16 protein-coding genes are annotated in these 16,040 nt (G+C 57.5%); 3 read left to right on the top strand and 13 right to left on the bottom strand.

Annotated features, from left to right (window positions below):
• Positions 1-3 precede the first annotated feature (3 nt).
• From Q675_RS21555 to Q675_RS21545, 3 genes are read right to left on the bottom strand one after another with little or no spacing between them, the layout of a single operon-like run.
• The gene (locus tag Q675_RS21555; protein WP_014421192.1) at positions 4-1,038 is read right to left on the bottom strand and encodes a polysaccharide deacetylase family protein; all 1,035 of its coding nucleotides are present in this window, start codon (positions 1,036-1,038) and stop codon (positions 4-6) included.
• 38 nt (positions 1,039-1,076) lie between these two features.
• A complete protein-coding gene (locus tag Q675_RS21550; protein ID WP_227499484.1) occupies positions 1,077-1,745 on the bottom strand; it encodes a DNA-J related domain-containing protein in 669 nt (222 codons plus the stop codon).
• A 19-nt stretch (positions 1,746-1,764) separates the two neighbouring features.
• On the bottom strand, positions 1,765-2,421 hold the full coding sequence (locus tag Q675_RS21545; RefSeq protein ID WP_022991796.1) for a TetR/AcrR family transcriptional regulator: 657 nt from the start codon (positions 2,419-2,421) through the stop codon (positions 1,765-1,767).
• Between the two features lie 73 nt (positions 2,422-2,494).
• Here Q675_RS21545 and ttcA point away from each other — a divergent pair, with 73 nt between their 5' ends.
• A complete protein-coding gene (ttcA, locus tag Q675_RS21540) occupies positions 2,495-3,403 on the top strand; it encodes a tRNA 2-thiocytidine(32) synthetase TtcA (RefSeq protein WP_011785273.1) in 909 nt (302 codons plus the stop codon).
• Between the two features lie 3 nt (positions 3,404-3,406).
• Here ttcA and Q675_RS21535 read toward each other — a convergent pair whose 3' ends face one another.
• From Q675_RS21535 to ccoN, 9 genes are all read right to left on the bottom strand, one after another.
• Positions 3,407-4,096 carry a sulfite exporter TauE/SafE family protein gene (locus Q675_RS21535; protein ID WP_011785272.1) on the bottom strand — a complete coding sequence of 230 codons (690 nt, stop codon included), beginning with the start codon at positions 4,094-4,096 and terminating at the stop codon, positions 3,407-3,409.
• Positions 4,097-4,107: 11 nt separating this feature from the next.
• A complete protein-coding gene (gene ccoS / locus Q675_RS21530; RefSeq protein WP_014421195.1) occupies positions 4,108-4,344 on the bottom strand; it encodes a cbb3-type cytochrome oxidase assembly protein CcoS in 237 nt (78 codons plus the stop codon).
• Positions 4,345-4,380: 36 nt separating this feature from the next.
• Positions 4,381-6,828 (bottom strand): heavy metal translocating P-type ATPase, encoded by a 2,448-nt coding sequence (locus Q675_RS21525; protein ID WP_011785270.1) that lies wholly within the window; start codon positions 6,826-6,828, stop codon positions 4,381-4,383.
• Positions 6,825-7,340, bottom strand: a complete 516-nt coding sequence (locus Q675_RS21520) for a FixH family protein (protein WP_011785269.1) — start codon at positions 7,338-7,340, stop codon at positions 6,825-6,827. Before Q675_RS21520 ends, Q675_RS21525 begins: the two co-directional genes overlap by 4 nt.
• A gap of 51 nt (positions 7,341-7,391) precedes the next feature.
• On the bottom strand, positions 7,392-8,825 hold the full coding sequence (gene ccoG / locus Q675_RS21515) for a cytochrome c oxidase accessory protein CcoG (RefSeq protein WP_011785268.1): 1,434 nt from the start codon (positions 8,823-8,825) through the stop codon (positions 7,392-7,394).
• 131 nt (positions 8,826-8,956) lie between these two features.
• The gene (gene ccoP / locus Q675_RS21510) at positions 8,957-9,847 is read right to left on the bottom strand and encodes a cytochrome-c oxidase, cbb3-type subunit III (RefSeq protein ID WP_011785267.1); all 891 of its coding nucleotides are present in this window, start codon (positions 9,845-9,847) and stop codon (positions 8,957-8,959) included.
• On the bottom strand, positions 9,844-10,029 hold the full coding sequence (locus Q675_RS21505; protein WP_011785266.1) for a CcoQ/FixQ family Cbb3-type cytochrome c oxidase assembly chaperone: 186 nt from the start codon (positions 10,027-10,029) through the stop codon (positions 9,844-9,846). Before Q675_RS21505 ends, ccoP begins: the two co-directional genes overlap by 4 nt.
• Positions 10,030-10,033: 4 nt before the next feature.
• Positions 10,034-10,642 carry a cytochrome-c oxidase, cbb3-type subunit II gene (ccoO, locus tag Q675_RS21500; protein WP_011785265.1) on the bottom strand — a complete coding sequence of 203 codons (609 nt, stop codon included), beginning with the start codon at positions 10,640-10,642 and terminating at the stop codon, positions 10,034-10,036.
• Between the two features lie 14 nt (positions 10,643-10,656).
• Entirely contained in the window at positions 10,657-12,087 is a 1,431-nt protein-coding gene (gene ccoN, locus Q675_RS21495) for a cytochrome-c oxidase, cbb3-type subunit I (protein ID WP_011785264.1), read from the bottom strand.
• A gap of 234 nt (positions 12,088-12,321) precedes the next feature.
• Between ccoN and Q675_RS21490 the strand changes: the two genes are divergently transcribed.
• On the top strand, positions 12,322-12,969 hold the full coding sequence (locus tag Q675_RS21490; protein WP_011785263.1) for an alpha/beta family hydrolase: 648 nt from the start codon (positions 12,322-12,324) through the stop codon (positions 12,967-12,969).
• On the opposite strand, the gene Q675_RS21485 is transcribed toward Q675_RS21490, so the two are convergent.
• Positions 12,942-14,753: a diguanylate cyclase gene (locus tag Q675_RS21485; protein WP_227499483.1), complete on the bottom strand. Its 1,812-nt coding sequence runs from the start codon at positions 14,751-14,753 to the stop codon at positions 12,942-12,944. The genes Q675_RS21490 and Q675_RS21485 overlap by 28 nt on opposite strands.
• A gap of 209 nt (positions 14,754-14,962) precedes the next feature.
• Here Q675_RS21485 and rlmM point away from each other — a divergent pair, with 209 nt between their 5' ends.
• The gene (gene rlmM, locus Q675_RS21480; protein ID WP_031210493.1) at positions 14,963-16,039 is read left to right on the top strand and encodes a 23S rRNA (cytidine(2498)-2'-O)-methyltransferase RlmM; all 1,077 of its coding nucleotides are present in this window, start codon (positions 14,963-14,965) and stop codon (positions 16,037-16,039) included.
• Position 16,040 lies beyond the last annotated feature (1 nt).

Here is a 16,040-nt window from a genome sequence, read left to right as displayed (position 1 = left end):
CCATCAGTCTTCCGGTGCGTCCAGATTCAACCACTGCTGGGACAGCCAGTAGAAGCTGCCGTTACCCGCCGGATGGGTACAGTTGTATCGGAACCGACGGCTGTTGATGGCTTTGGGTGCCTGCACCTCTATGCTATCTCCCACCACTTCAAAATTGATTCGACCGAGTCCGGACGCGAAACAGGTAAGCCGGGAGGGGCTGATGGCATCGGTGGGCGTAAACCTCAAACGCGGCGGATTCTGCTCGAACACCCCGTCGGGCAGGTCTTTGGCCGGTACCGGAAAAGCCTTGCTCATCAGTTTGTCTTTCAGACTGCCCAATTGGCCGTAGGCATTGGCCATGGGGAAACGGGGCAGACGGGTTTTACCTGAGTATTGTCCGATAGCTCCCGATTGTTGCCCGTATCCAAGCCAGCCTCTCTCGCTGAGCTTCTGTTCCAGGGCTTGATCGAATTCGCCGTAGGGATAGGCGAACAGAGGTTCCTCCACGCCAAGACGGTTCTTCAGCTCTTGCTGAGCCTCGTCCAGGCTGCTGGTAATCCGGTTTTCCCATGCCTCTTCGGGTTCACCCCGTCTGCGTGCCAGGTGAGCGTGATCCGTACTGTGATTGGCGATGGTTGCCAGCTCGTTGTCTGCCATTGTGCGGAGTTGCTTCCAGGTCATGTAACCCTTGGCGCCCACTGCGTCAGTATTGACGAAGACAGTGTATGGAAGCCCGAGCCTGTCCAGTAACGGCGCAGCAAAGGTATGGACGGATTCATAGGCATCATCGAAAGTAATGGCCACTTCATTGGTGTCAGGGTGTTCGCCGGCCAGTGCCGCCCTGGTGCCGGCTTCCAGCGGCACCACGTCAAGGTCAAGATCCCGGATCATGTTCATTTGCGCCTCAAACAATGATCGGGACGTGCTGGTCGCCGGAGGTGTACTGTCATCCACGTGGTGATACTGCAGAACCACCAGGTCGGCCTGAGCCTGTGTTCCGGCCAGCAACAGGGCACTGATCAGGGGATACGCAATCAGTTTGTTTATTCGAAGCATGGTCTTGTTTCCTGACACACGGGATCTCGTAGGATGATTTAGGCGTAATGGGCTTTCAGAACCGAGAAGGCCTGATTCAGTTGTTGGATTTCTCCGGTATCACCGCCCCGGTCCGGGTGCGCACGCATCACGAGTTTTCGGAAGCGCTTCTTGACGGTAGCGAACTGCCCCGGTAATTCATCGAAACCCAGCGTCCTGGCCGCCTCGGCGGCTTCCGAGTGCTCGGGCCGGGACAGGGTGTTGCCGGCCCAGAAGTTGTCCATCATTTCCTGAATGGCGGCTTCGGAGAGAAAGTACTGTGACAGATCCAGATAGAACTCACGCAGGGCATCGGTAGAATCCGGCAGTGCCGTTGATTCGGTGCGCGTCACCATTTGCCCGATACTGAGCCGAAGCGGAGAGATATTCAGGCTCTCGCCCTCCAGGGCAATCTGATCGCGCAGACGGTAGAGTACGTGGAACAGCAGGAAGTGCACCGGGTACAGCCGATCGGGCTCGTGAAAGTCGACGGTGCCAATCAGGCTCCAGCGCTCGCCCTGCAAGGCCCGAATTAGCTCCAGCTCGGATAGCCCGGCCGGGCCTGCGGCCCGCAGCTCGTGCTCCACGGCAACCAACAGGTGCTGCACCTGTTGCTGTAGCCAGCTGCGCTCTTCACCACGGGCTTCGGGTGAGTCATCGAGTATCTGGTTATCTGCGGAGATGGTCATGGCCATCATGGTATGCCAGTCAGCCTTCGCTTGAAAGCCTGGTCAGGGCCGGGAAGCCGCCCAGAAACAGCTGGGTGGAAAACTCAGCCGCTGTTCTGGCTTCGTCCTGGGCGAGTTCCGGCTTCTGGTGAGCCCGCCTGGCCACCAGCATGCTGGTGTCGTAGGCCACGCCAAAAAACGCGGCGCAAAGATAGTCCGCATCGACTGCCGGCAGCAGCCCACGGGTCATGGCGTTGCGAACGTCTTCCTCAAGGGACAGCATGGTCAGGCCCAGAATATCTGAGCCGAACAGGTTTCTCAGGGCGCGCTGATTCTGATGGGCCAGTTCATACACCACCGGATCTTTCGCGGTGGCACTGTAGAGCGCCAGATAGGCACGGTAGACAAATTCCTGGGTTGAGGATGCAGATTGTCGCTGCTGGCTCATGTCGTTGTTGAGCGAGGTCAGGAAATCGCTGAGCAGGGCCGCGAAGATATCCTGTTTGCTGGAAAAGTAGTTGTAGAAGGTGCCGGCGGCGAGACCGGTTCTGCGGACAATGTCCCGAATGGTGGTGTTGTCGTAACCGTGTTCCTGAAAACAGTCTCTGGCCGCCCTGAGAATGGCGTGACGATTTCGGATACGGTTGAGCGCGCGCTTGCCCGTGGCTTGTGGTGAAGTCAATTTCAACATATCCATGTTGCTATCCTGTCCCTGATGGTTTGTGGCGCGTATAATTGCCTGCTCACTTACCTTGTGAGCGTGAAAACGAATGCCCGAAGCAATGACTGCCAGCCCTGAGAAGACACCGGCTTCTGATTACGAACGTCGCCAGAAACTGGAGCTTAACAAATTGCAGAAACGTCTGCGCCGTGAAGTTGGGCAGGCGATTGCTGATTTCTCGATGATTGAAGCCGGAGACAAGGTGATGTGCTGTCTGTCCGGCGGCAAAGACTCCTACGCCATGCTCGATATTCTGCTCAATCTGCAGAAGAGTGCGCCAGTGCGTTTCGAACTGATTGCCGTGAACCTGGACCAGAAACAACCGGGTTTCCCCGAGCATGTCCTGCCGGACTATCTTGAGTCGATGGGTATCGAGTACCACATCATCGAGAAAGACACCTACAGTATTGTTAAGGAAAAAGTGCCTGAAGGGAAGACCACTTGCGGGCTGTGTTCACGTCTGAGACGGGGCATCCTCTACAATTTCGCCGAGGAGCATGGTGTAACCAAGATTGCCCTGGGCCATCACCGGGATGATTTGCTGGAAACCCTGTTTCTCAACATGTTCTACGGTGGCAAACTCAAATCCATGCCACCGGTGCTCCACAGCGACGATGGCCGCAATACGGTTATTCGTCCTCTGGCCTATGCCCGGGAGAAGGATATTGCCCGTTACGCGTCACTCAGGGAGTTTCCGATCATTCCCTGCAACCTCTGTGGCTCCCAGGAAAATCTCCAGCGGCAGGTCATCAAGGAAATGTTCCAGACCTGGGATAAACAGCATCCTGGCCGTCTGGAAACGATGTTCCGGGCCCTGTGCAATGTGGAGCCGTCGCACCTGGCTGATCCGGAATTGTATGATTTCAGGGAAGGTCGGCGTCTTGGCGGCAAGCGCCAGGCCGTTCAAACCGCGGAGCCTCAGCAGGATTTTGGCCGGCTGGACGTGCTGAATCTCTGATCGTCAGTGGTTCAGAAGGGCCTGGAAAGGCAGTGTCCAGAGGCCGAAAAGAATTAACAGCAGGCCGCTGAGCTTGCGGAAGCTCTGGTTGCTTTTCAGCCCTCTTATCCAGTTGGCGGCGAAGCCCGTAGCCAACATCGATGGCAGGGTTCCCAGTCCGAAGAACATCATCGTGAGAGCGGCGCTGCTGACGGTTGGTTGAAGCGCCGCCCATCCCAGTGTGCTGTAAACAAGGCCGCAGGGTAGCCAGCCCCACAAGGCACCGAGAGCAAGGGCCTGGCCACCATTGTGAACCGGCAGGAACTTGCGGGTAAGCGGCGACAGGAAGCGCCATGCCGGCGCCCCGACCCGTTCAATGTAGCGAATACCCTGCCACCATTGCCCCATGGATAACCCCATCATGATCAGCAGCAATCCCGCCAGGGTCATCAGAGCCAATCCGGCACCATGCCACTGGCTGGCGGCACTGGTGCTGAGCAGGGCAATCAGGGTTGCGATCAGGGCGTAGCTGGCAATCCTGCCAAAATTGAATGCCAGCAAGAGCAGGGTCTGCCGAAAGCGGAAGCCCCGGCCTACCGGCAATGCCATGGACAGCGAGGCGCTGATGCCGCCACACATGCCCAGACAATGGGTACTACCGAGCAGTCCTATCAGGAAGGCACTGGGGTAGCTCAGATAGAGTTCAGGCTGCATCCGCTATCCTGTCAGCCCTTGTCGGTATCGGTATCGGTTTGCTCCGCGTCGTCTTTCTGGTCGTCAGGTTTCGACTCGTTACGGCGGGCTTCTCTGGGAATCATATCCTTGTCATCGTCGTAGAGAATGCGATGAGCGGGGCCGTCCATGTCATCGTACTGCCCGTTCTTGACGGCCCAGGAAAACAGAAGGACGCCCAGCGCCACCAGGATGAGCATAAGCGGAACCAGTATCATGACAATCTGCACGATAACCTCCTGTTCATAAGTGTATGGCCCAAGGTATCAGGCTGCTTCTGGTGCGCCAAGGGTGGCCTCCGGGGGCGGTGTGCCCTTGTTGGACCGGCTGAGTCGTAAGGCGTTCAGCACAACGATCAGTGAGCTCAGGGACATGCCGATGGCAGCAAGCCAGGGGGGCACCAGGCCGGCTGCGGCCAGGGGCAGGGCGCAGACATTGTAGCCGAACGCCCAGATCATATTCTGGCGGATGATTTTCCGGGTTTGCTTGCTGGTTTCAATCGCGGCGACCAGGGAATTCAACTGGCCGTTAAGTAGCACCGCGTCGGCTTTCAGTTGAGTCAGGTCTGCCGCTGTACCCATAGCCACTGAAATACCGGCTCCGGCCATGGAGGGCAGGTCATTCAGTCCGTCACCCACCATCATCACCCGGTGCCCGTCTGCGCGAAGCTGTTCCAGTACTTCCAGTTTCTGCTCCGGTGAGGCTTCACCAATGGCTCGGTCAATGCCCAGTGCATGAGCCACCTGCTGCACGTGGCCGGAGCGATCCCCACTAAGCAGCAAGGTCTCGATTCCGGATTTCCGTAACGCCTGCAAGGCTTGTGACGCGTCTTCCCGTATCTTGTCATCCAGCCGGAAGCGTGCCAGCCATTCCTTGTCTGTCGCGAGCCAGATTTCCATGCCTTGGGCGTCTTCACCTTCTGGCGCAATTGCCGACGTGTGCTCGGCGACAAAGGCTTTGTGCCCGATGTAGACCGCCCGGCCATGGTAAAGCCCGGACAAGCCACCGCCCAGGTGGTTACTCACCTGGCTGACGGTTAGCGAGGGCTGCTCGTGGAATACCCTGGCAATCGGATGTTCTGAATGCTTTTCCAGCCCTGCGGCGATCCGGATGCAGGTGTCCTGATCCAGACTGCCGAACACCGATTGATCGGTCAGGCTGAGTTCTCCCCGGGTCAGAGTCCCGGTTTTATCAAACACCACGGTATCGATGGTGTTCATGGATTCCAGGGTGTGACCGCGAGTAGGCAGGAAACCAAGCTTTCTCAGGCGCACCGTGGCAGATGTGATCGCCGTTGGCGTAGCCAGCGACAGGGCGCAGGGGCAGGTAACCACCAGTACGGAAAGCGTGATATCGAAGGCGTTGTCGGCGCCGGCTAGCCACCAGCCTGCCCAGACCACTGGTGCCAGTATCAGCACGCGGCCAACGAACTTGCCCGCAATGCGATCGGCCATTCGGGCCACCGGCGGCTTTTCGGACTGTACGCGATCCAGAACTCGCAAGATGCCGGACAGCCGGGTCTGGGCCCCGGCATGGGTGACGCGGATGTCGAGCGGATTTTCCCCATTTACGCTGCCGGCATGAACCGTGTCGCCCGGCTTGCGGGTTTCTGGAAGGTATTCACCGGTGAGAGCGGCTTCGTTCAGGGTAGACTCCCCCGAGACGATTTCGCCATCCACAGGTAGCGTTTCCCCTGGTCGAACCCGGATCACATCACCCGGTTGTACCTGGTGAATGGCGATGATTTCTGCCTCACCGTTCAGGACCCGCGCCGCGACAGAAGGCTGGAAGCCCGCAAGGGCATTACCGCTCAGCCCGGCGCGATAGCGAGCCTGAACTTCAATGTATCTGCCCAGCAGCAGGAAGAAGGTGAACATACATACGGATTCAAAATACACTTCCTCGCCGCCGATCAACGTGATCCAGGCGCTTGCGCCATAGGCAAGCCCGATGGCGATGGCCACCGGTACGTCCATGGTCAGATGACGGGAGAGCAGGTCCCGGCGGGCATTGGTAAAGAATGGGCGAGCACTGTAGAACACCACCGGCGTGGCAACCAGCAGACTGAACCAGCGGAAAAAATCCACAAAATCTGTGGACAGATCACTGACCAGCTCAAAGTACAGGGGAAAGGCCAGCATCATGCTCTGGAAGGAACCGATCCCGGCCACCGCCAGACGAATGAGCATCGAGCGGTGCTCTGCCTTGAGCGCCTGTTCGGCTTCGTCTGCCTGATAGGGGCGGGCGGTGTAGCCCAGTTCGTGGATGGCAATCAGCAGGTCGCTGAGACGTGCCTTGTCCGATGCCCAGACCAGGCGAGCCCGCTGTGTGGTGTGGTTTACGGTAAAGCTCTGCACGCCTGGCTGCTGCTTCATGTGATTCTCAAGCAGCCAGATGCAGGCGGCGCAGGTAATACCGCCGATCAGCAGCTGTGCCTCCTGGCCAGCCTTGACTGGTGCCACAAAGGCTTGCTGAACCAGGGGGTGATCCAGTTCCCGGATACGATCGAGTTCTGACCGGGTCAGCTCTCTTGGCGTAACGGCGGGTTCGGTGCGAAACTCATAGAAACCGGTCAGACCCTCCTGGTGGATGGTCTGACACACAGCCTTGCAACCCTGGCAACAAAAATGCCTTTGCTGTCCCTGCAGTTCCAGGGTGATCGGGGGTTCGCCATCCGCTGGTTCTCCGCAATGGAAGCAGTTCAGGGTGGTCACCCTTGGGCGTCGCCTTCTGCGTTAATGCGTATAGAGGTGGAGGAAGGAAGCCTTACCTCACCCTTTACCCGCCAGTCGTTGTCTGGCCCCTGAAGGTCGTAGTACCAGCGACCACTGACATCCTCAAGGAGCTGGCCCCGGTATTGACCAGGAGCAACCTGGGTAAACTGGATGGTTTTATCCTGACCAGACAATGTCGGGTGATACAGGTTGAACACCAGATACGGGTAATCGGCGGCACCATTCACGGTGCTCAGATCCAGTGTTGCAGAACGACCATTCAGGCTCAGCGTACCCGCCATCTTCAGATCGGCCGCCTTTTCATCACGGGCAATGGACATATTGATGCCACGGCCCTGTTTGGAGTAGTCGTCGGTTACCAGCGAGTTGTCCATGCTGGACGATACTGTCAGAGCAGTGATTCCCCACATGATCGACGCCAGCGGGAAAATGGTCAGGAACCAGAACCACGGCTGGCGATACCAGGGGGCAGGTGTTGCGTTATCAGTCATTACGGTCTTGTCTCGGTTTATGGCTTCAGAGCCGGTTGTCGGGCCCTCTTGTTAGCGGGGCCTTGGACCAACAAACCGGCTTTCAGTTTCAAGTTTAATCAATGAATCCGGTTGGGACTCGGCGTAGAAACGAATGTCGTTATTGGTATCCACCAGCGCTTCCGGTGGCACATCAACAACCGTGGGCAATGAGAGATTCTCGCCACTGCTCACCGTTACCGTGGTGTCTGTCAGAATACGCATGTCTTCAAGGCCGTCCACAGACAGGCTGAAGGTTTGCGGTACTTCTGACATGTTCTGGATCTTGACGGTATACGAGTTTTCCACCCGCCCTTCGCCGTTAAAACTGAACAGGGCGCCGCGATCCCGCAGTACATCCATCTTGGCCGGAACCCGGGTGGCAATGGTAAAGATCACCGCGCTGATCATCAGTATGAGCACGGCGCCGTAGCCAAAGGTACGCGGCCGTAGCAGTTTGGAAGTTTTACCCTCCAGTTCGTTCTCAGTGGTGTAGCGAATCAGTCCCTTGGGATAGTTCATTTTCTCCATAACTTCATCGCAGGCGTCGATACACAGGGCGCAGCCGATACACTCGTACTGGAGGCCGTCACGGATATCGATGCCGGTGGGGCAGACCTGAACACACTGGCCGCAATCAATACAGTCACCCAGGCCAACTTCGGCGGGTTCGACGCCTTTCTTGCGGCTGCCGCGTGGCTCGCCCCGGTTGGGGTCGTAGGAAACAACCCGGGTGTTGGGGTCAAACATCACGGATTGGAATCGGGCGTACGGGCACATATACAGGCACACCTGCTCCCGCATCCAGCCGGCGTTCAGATAGGTGGCGACGGTAAAGAAGGCTACCCAGAAATAGGCCCAGCCGTTGGCCTGTAAAGTGAAGAGGTCAACGATCAGTTCGCGGATAGGGTAGAAATAGCCAACGAAGGTGACGCCAGTCGCCAGCGCAACAAACAGCCAGAGCGCGTGTTTGATCGATTTTTTGGCAAGTTTCTCCCTGGAGTTCGGAGATTTATCCAGTTTCATCCGCTTGTTGCGGCTGCCCTCAACCTTTTCCTCGATCCACATGAAAATAAAGGTCCAGACAGTCTGGGGGCAGGTATAGCCACACCAGACCCGACCGAACAGAGTGGTGATGAAAAAGAGTCCAAACGCTGAAATGATCAGCATGCCCGATAGCAGGAAGAAATCTTTCGGGAAGAAGGTCACGCCGTACAGGTGAAATTCTCGTGCAGGCAAGTCGAAGTGGATCAGGGGCTGCCCGTCCAGGGTAAGCCAAACGAAGAGAAAGTACATGCCCATCAGCAGAGTCAAGCTGACATTCCGGATTCGCTGGAAAAAGCCTTTGACTTCCTTGACGTAGATTTTCTGTCGACTGGCGTACAGGTCGACGGTTTCTGGCTTTTTCTTGTTATTGGAGGAATCGCCTTTCGGGTCAACCTGTTTGACCGGAATCTCGTTGCTCATGGGTACCTCCCGGTGAGTGGTAAAGCTGGGAGCGGGCCTCGGAGGGTCAGCTGATCTTCTCAAGCCTGTACCCGCGGGCGCAGATACAGGGTTGAGAAGACCAGGCCAGGGCGAGCCTGGCCTGGTCGGATTCAGTTAGACAGGCTGTAAACGTATGCCGCCAGGATCTGAATCTGGTCGTCGGTCAGGCGACCGCCTTGTGCAGGCATCTGGTTCTGGCGACCGTTCATCACGGTCTCCTTGATCCACTCATAGGTGGAACCGTAGAGCCAGACATTGTCGGTCAGGTTGGGCGCACCCATGGCTTCCATACCTTTGCCTTCCGGACCGTGACAGGCAACGCAGGCCTGTGCGAACACCTGGGCGCCAGCTTTGGCCGCCTCGGCATCTTCTTCGCGTCCACTGAAGCTCAGCACGTAGTTAACCACCTGATCGACCTGCTCATTGGTCATATTCGGCATGACGCCCTTTGCAGGCATATTGCCGTTACGACCCTGGGCAATGCTGTGCAGGATCTGGTCTGGTTGACCACCCCACAGCCAGTCGTCGTCGGTCAGGTTGGGGAAGCCCACCTGGCCGCGAGCGGCGGTGCCGTGACAGACCGAACAGTTGTTGGCAAACAGGCGCTGGCCGATCTTCATGGCGTCATCGTTCTGCGCCAGTTCAGGAATGGCAGTGTCGCCGAACTGGGCATAGATTTCGCCATATTTCTCTTCGGCAGCTGCCACTTCCGCTTCCCACTGGTTGGTGGATGTCCATCCCAGCAGACCCTTGAAGTTGCCCAGGCCCGGGTACAGAGCCAGGTAGCCAAGGGCGAAGATGCAGGTTGCTACGAACAGGTAGAACCACCATTTCGGCAGAGGGTTATCGTATTCCTCAATGCCATCAAAGGAATGGCCCATTGTCCGGTCGGTTTCAGTATCGGTTGTCTGGCTCTTGCGGGTGGCCCAGAGGAGCCACCAGCAGCCGAAAACGGTACCGAGCACGATCACACTGACCCAGATGCTCCAGAAGGTACTCATTGTTTCTTCTCCGTTTTTTCCTGTTCGAGAGTACGCTTTTCGACTTCGTCGTCATCGAAGGGGAGGTGTGCTGCCTCGTCGTTGGCCTTCTTGCGGTGGGCGCTGTACGCCCACCAGACGATTCCGAAGAACGCTGCCATTACCAGCAGCGTGTGAATGCCGCGTAACTCATTAATATCCATGGGATCACCGCTTCTCTGAAATCACAGTACCCAGCTGCTGCAGGTATGCGACCAGCGCTTCGATTTCAAATTTGCCTTCGATCTCATTTGCTGCGTTGGCAATCTGCTCGTCGCTGTATGGCACGCCAAGCGTTTGCAGCGTCTTCATCCGGGACTCAATGGAACCGTGATCAACACGATTCTCGAACAGCCACGGGAAGGCAGGCATGTTGGATTCGGGTACCACGCTGCGTGGATCGTACAGGTGCTGGCGCTGCCAGGCATCCGAGTAGCGACCACCTACACGAGCCAGGTCCGGCCCGGTACGCTTGGAACCCCACAGGAACGGACGGTCATAAACGAACTCGCCCGCAACGGAGTAGTGACCATAACGCTCAGTCTCAGCCCGGAACGGACGGATCTGCTGGGTATGGCACACGTGGCAGCCCTCACGGATGTAAATGTCCCGGCCTTCCAGTTCCAGAGCGGACAAAGGCTCCAGGCCTTCGACCGGCTCGTTCACCTCTTTATGGAAGAACAGGGGCACTACTTCCGCAAGGAAACCACCACTGATGGTCAGCACGATCAGCACGATCATCAGACCAAGGTTCTTTTCGACTATTTCGTGTCTCATCTGGTCTCTCTCCCTTACGCCGCCTGAACCGCAGCATTATCTTCTGCAACGGCGTCTTTCTGGCGTACGGTCATGTACACGTTGTAGGCCATGATCAGCATGCCGGTCAGGAAGATCGCGCCACCGATGAAGCGTACAAAGTAGCCCGGGTAGGAGGCTTCAAGCGCTTCTACGAAGCTGTAGGTCAGGGTGCCGTCTTCGTTCACTGCACGCCACATCAGACCTTGCATGATGCCATTCACCCACATGGCGGCGATGTAAAGCACGGTGCCTACGGTAGCCAGCCAGAAGTGAGCGTTGATCAGGGCAGTGCTGTACATTGCCTGGATGCCCCACAGTTTCGGAATCAGGTGGTAAACCGCGCCGATACTGATCATGGCAACCCAGCCCAGGGCGCCGGAGTGCACGTGGCCGATGGTCCAGTCAGTGTTGTGGGACAGAGCGTTGACGGTCTTGATAGACATCATCGGGCCTTCGAAGGTAGACATACCGTAGAAGGACAGAGAAACCACCAGGAAACGCAGGATAGGGTCAGTGCGCAGTTTGTGCCAGGCACCGGACAGGGTCATCATGCCGTTAATCATACCGCCCCAGGACGGCGCCAGCAGAATCAGGGACATGACCATGCCTGCGGTCTGTGCCCAGTCAGGCAGAGCGGAGTAATGCAGGTGGTGACCACCGGCCCATACGTAGGTGGCGATCAGTGCCCAGAAGTGCACGATAGACAGGCGATAGGAGTAAACCGGACGGTTGGCCTGCTTGGGAACGAAGTAGTACATCATGCCCAGGAAGCCAGCAGTCAGGAAGAAGCCCACCGCGTTGTGACCGTACCACCACTGCATCATCGCATCGGTAACACCCGCATAGGCGGAGTACGACTTGAAGGCGGTGGCCGGCAGCGCCATGTTGTTACCGATATGCAGTACAGCAACGGTAATGATGAACGCGCCGTAGAACCAGTTGGCAACGTAGATGTGCGGAGTGCTACGCTTCATCACGGTTCCGAAGAACACCAGGGCGTAGCTGACCCAGACAACCGCAATCGCGATGTCAATCGGCCATTCCAGCTCGGCGTATTCCTTGGACGTTGTCAGGCCCATCGGAAGGGTGATGGCAGCAGCCACGATGATCGCTTGCCAGCCCCAGAAGGTGAACGCCGCCAACCCGTCAGACATCAGGCGAGCCTGGCAGGTTCGCTGAACGACGTAGTAGGACGTTGCAAAAAGGGCACTTCCGCCAAAGCCGAAGATTACGGCGTTGGTATGCAGCGGCCGCAAGCGACCGAAGTGAGTAAAGGGCAGGTCGAGGTTGAGGGATGGCCAAACCAGCTGTGCTGCAATCAGCACACCCAGAGCCATACCTACAATACCCCATACCACTGTCATGATGGCGAATTGTCTCACCACCTTATAGTTGTATGTCAGGTTTGCATTTACTGTGCTCATAGCCTTACCAATGGGTTCAGGATGGGGAATTATGCGGGGGCAAGTATGGAGAAACGATTATTCCTTTGCAATGATCAAGATCAAGTTATGACATCCGTCAAATCCGCCGGAATCAGTAGGCTGGCCAGTAAGTTGCAAGTCTATTCAATGTGTTTTTATTGACGCTTTAATGGCTTGCCAGATCCATTCTGTCACCGGGTTTGATCCGCGACAGGAGCGAGAGAGGGAAAATTGGTGAAAAGAATTAAGACCAAAGGCTACGGAAAAGATGCCAAAGCCGTAATGATACTGGCCCACGGTGCTGGCGCGCCCATGGATTCATTGTTCATGGAGTTGTTAGCGGAGGCTCTCGCAGGGCAGGGCATCGAAAGTGTGCGGTTCGAGTTTCCCTATATGGTGAAGCGTCGGGAGGATGGCAGAAAACGACCGCCCGATCGGCAGCCGGCTTTGCTGGCGGCATTTGAAGATCAGGTGTCCCTGGCCAGAGAGGAGCTCGGAAGTCAGGTACCGCTGCTGGTGGGGGGGAAATCAATGGGAGGGCGGATGGCCACGCTTCTGGCTGCCGGGAGGTCCAGGGATGTTGATGGCGTTGCCTGTTACGGCTATCCGTTTCACCCGCCGGGGAAGCTGGATCGTTGGCGGATTGAACATCTGGGTGAGGTTGCGGTTCCTCTACTGGTGGTGCAGGGTACCCGGGACCCATTCGGCAAACCGGATGAGCTGAAGGCGCAGGGGCAGATTCCGGGCCTTACCCGGCTGTGCTGGCTGGACGGCGGAAATCACGATTTTCAGCCTCTGGCGCGGCAGCCAGAACAACAGGCTGACCTGATTGCGCAGGCTGCTCTTCTGACGCGTCAGTTTGCCGAAGATGCCGTACTTTGATCAGGCGTTGAAACACGATTGGCGAGTACGATCTGATCCCGCCCTGCGCCTTTGGCCTGATAGAGTGCTTCATCGGCTTTTCGAAACAGGTCAGTTGGCTCCTCACCCGAGCACAGTTCGGCGATCCCGGCGCTGAGTGTCAGATGGAAAGACTCATTGTCCGGAGCGACAAGTGCGATTTCCCGCATGGCCTTGAGTATGGCGAGACAGAGCGCGCGAGCTCCCTCCAGATCGGTTCCTGGGAGCAGCAGGGCAAATTCCTCACCGCCAAACCGGATGGCCACATCCCTGGGGCGTTTGACGTGCTCATCCAGAATGCCCGCGATCTGTTTCAAGCACTGATCCCCAAAGTCATGGCCCCAGGTATCGTTAATTCGCTTGAAGTGATCGGCATCAATCAGGGCCAGAGTTAATGGGCCCCCGGTCCGACGGGCTTCCCTGCAGAGTTCAGGCAGAAGATTGTCCATGTGGCGTCGGTTGTACAGGCCAGTGAGCGCATCGTTGAGGCTTAAAGACGCCAGTTTCCTGTTCGCCTGCTCCAGTTCCCGCATGGTGTTACGGAGCTGGGCGGTGCGCTCATGAACCTTCAATTCCAGTTCCGTCCGGGCCTGATGCTCCACATCCAGCAGTTTCTGATTAAGGAGGCGCCAGCGTTGCACCAGGGCATAGTTCAGCAGTATCACCTGGCCGCCGACGACCGCCTGCATCATCACTTCCCGGGCCGGGTAATCGCCAAGATAGCCGAACGCGGCCATGGCGTAGATCAGTGCGCCGATAACCATCACCATCCAGGCTGCCAGGTACCAGAATGCTGGTTTATAGTCTTGTCGCCAGCGCACGTAGGCGATGAGCTGCAGTGTCACAATAACTGTCAGCGCCAGCGCGGTATTGATCAGAATGGATTTTGTATAGGGAATTATGAAGGTCAGTGTTACAGCGCCGGCGGCGACGGTAGCCAGTGATTTCAACGCCTTGGCAGAAAGCGTGCCGGGGCCGACCTCCAGAAAGGACCAGCCAAACAGGGCCATCGCCAGCGCGCAGACTGCTAGGGTCAGTGGAATGGAGAGATTTGCCAGCGCCGTGCTGTTTGGCCAGAAGTACTGGTTGGCGAAGCCGCCCATGGCGAACAGGAACATACCCAGCGAGGTGATGTAAAAGGCGTTGTAAAAGTAATAACGGGTGCCGGCACTGAAGAACAGCAGAAGGTTGAACGCCGCTAATATCAGCATGGCGCCATAAAACAGCCCGTGCACGAGGGTGAGGTGGTTGCTTTCGGCAACTACCTCACCCGGTGTCATCAGGCCCAGAGGCACATTGAGTGCACCACTGCTGTGCACCCGGATGAGGATGGTTCGGCTTTCTCCAGCATCCAGTGTGACGGGGAGCAGGAAATAACGGTAATCTATGCCCCTTGTGGAAAACGGGAACAGGTCGCCGGTCGCCAGCGGTGGTCGGGCATCTTCAGGGCTGTAACCGCTTTGGTGCCGGTTTTTTTGCCAGAACGTCACCTCATCCAGCAGTGGGTAATGAAGCTTCAGGTACCAGAGACCGTATTCGGTGCTGCTGTTGCGGACATTGAGCTGAATCCAGTACACGGAATCCGTGTGACTGAATACCAGATCATGGCCCCGGGCTGATTTCCAGGCCAGTTCAGCCGGCAGTTCCTCCGGTGCGGTTGCAGAATGGGCCGGTTCACCCGGGCGGGCCGAGTAGAAACAGATGTGGTGGTTGATCGCACTTCGGGCGTCCGGGCTGGCGGCATCAAGAGCGGGACACGGTTCCATAGCCGCAAGCTGGCCGCTGAACAGTAGGCCAGCTGTGGCCAGAAAACAGGCCGTAAGCAGGTTCCAGAGTCGGAGCATCTTCCACCAGGCGGTACGTTGGGAGGCGGAAAGTGTAGCCAGCGTGAACAAGTGCTGCCGTTAAACACGTTCAAGTTTTATCGCTGTCAGTGCGTCAGAATCCTGACAGTGGTCACCAACAAGGTTATGGAATGCAACAGATAATGCTGATGTGTCGCCCGGGGTTTGAAACCGAGGCGGGCCAGGAGTTGATGGATTCGGCGGCCGCTTGTGGCCTGTTCGGTTACTTTCAGCCGATCAGGAACGCAGGGCTCGTGCGGTTTACCCTTGGCGGGCCCGAATCCGCCTTTGAATTGATGCAGAGAATACCGCTGGGCGAGCTGGTCTTTGTGCGGGACTGGTTTCTGGTGATTGGCGATTGCCCGCTGCCGGCCAGGGACCGGGTTGGAGCCGTTATCGAGTTCCTCCGGGGCGCCGATTGGCAGGGCAGCCTGGCATCACGACTGGAAACCCGGCTTACGGAAACCAATGAAGACCGCGATCTGGGCAACTTTGCCCGAAAATGGGTGGCACCCCTGTCCCGCGGACTCAGGGAGGCGGGCTTGCTGGCGCAGGACTCGGACAGTGCCAAAGGTGACCGTCTGGAGTTGCTGTTGCTGGATTTTGAAACGGCCGTTGTCGGGTTAAGCCTGGCCGATAATCGATCCCCTTTTCCGCAGGGCATACCCCGTTTGCGTTTGCCTGCCTCCGCGCCCAGCCGGTCTGCGCTCAAACTCGAAGAGGCGTGGAAAGTCTTCATTCCTGAAGATCGTTATCTGGACTACCTGGGTGGGGGGCGGAAAGCGGTGGATCTGGGCGCCGCTCCCGGCGGATGGACCTGGCAACTGGTACAGCAGGGCATGATGGTGACGGCGGTCGATAATGGCCCCATGAATCCAGAGTTGATGGCCACGGGGCATGTTGAGCATGTCCGGGCTGATGGCTACGCCTGGCGCCCGAAGCGGGCCGTGGACTGGATGGTCTGCGATATCGTCGACAAGCCCCGAAAAACTGCGCGCCTGGCGCTGGACTGGGTAGGCGGCAAGCTGTGTCGCTACACCGTGTTCAATCTCAAACTACCCATGAAGAAACGTTATGAGGAGTGGCTGATCTGCCGGGACATACTGCTGCAGGGGCTGGCGGAGGCCGAGCTCAATTGCCGGCTCCGGGCCCGGCACCTCTACCATGACCGGGAAGAAATAACCTGCTTCATCGAGCGCCTGGACTGAT

Source organism: Marinobacter sp. EN3 (assembly GCF_000475315.1).
Taxonomy (GTDB): Bacteria; Pseudomonadota; Gammaproteobacteria; order Pseudomonadales; family Oleiphilaceae; genus Marinobacter; species Marinobacter nauticus.
This window is presented reverse-complemented; position numbering and strand designations above follow the sequence as displayed.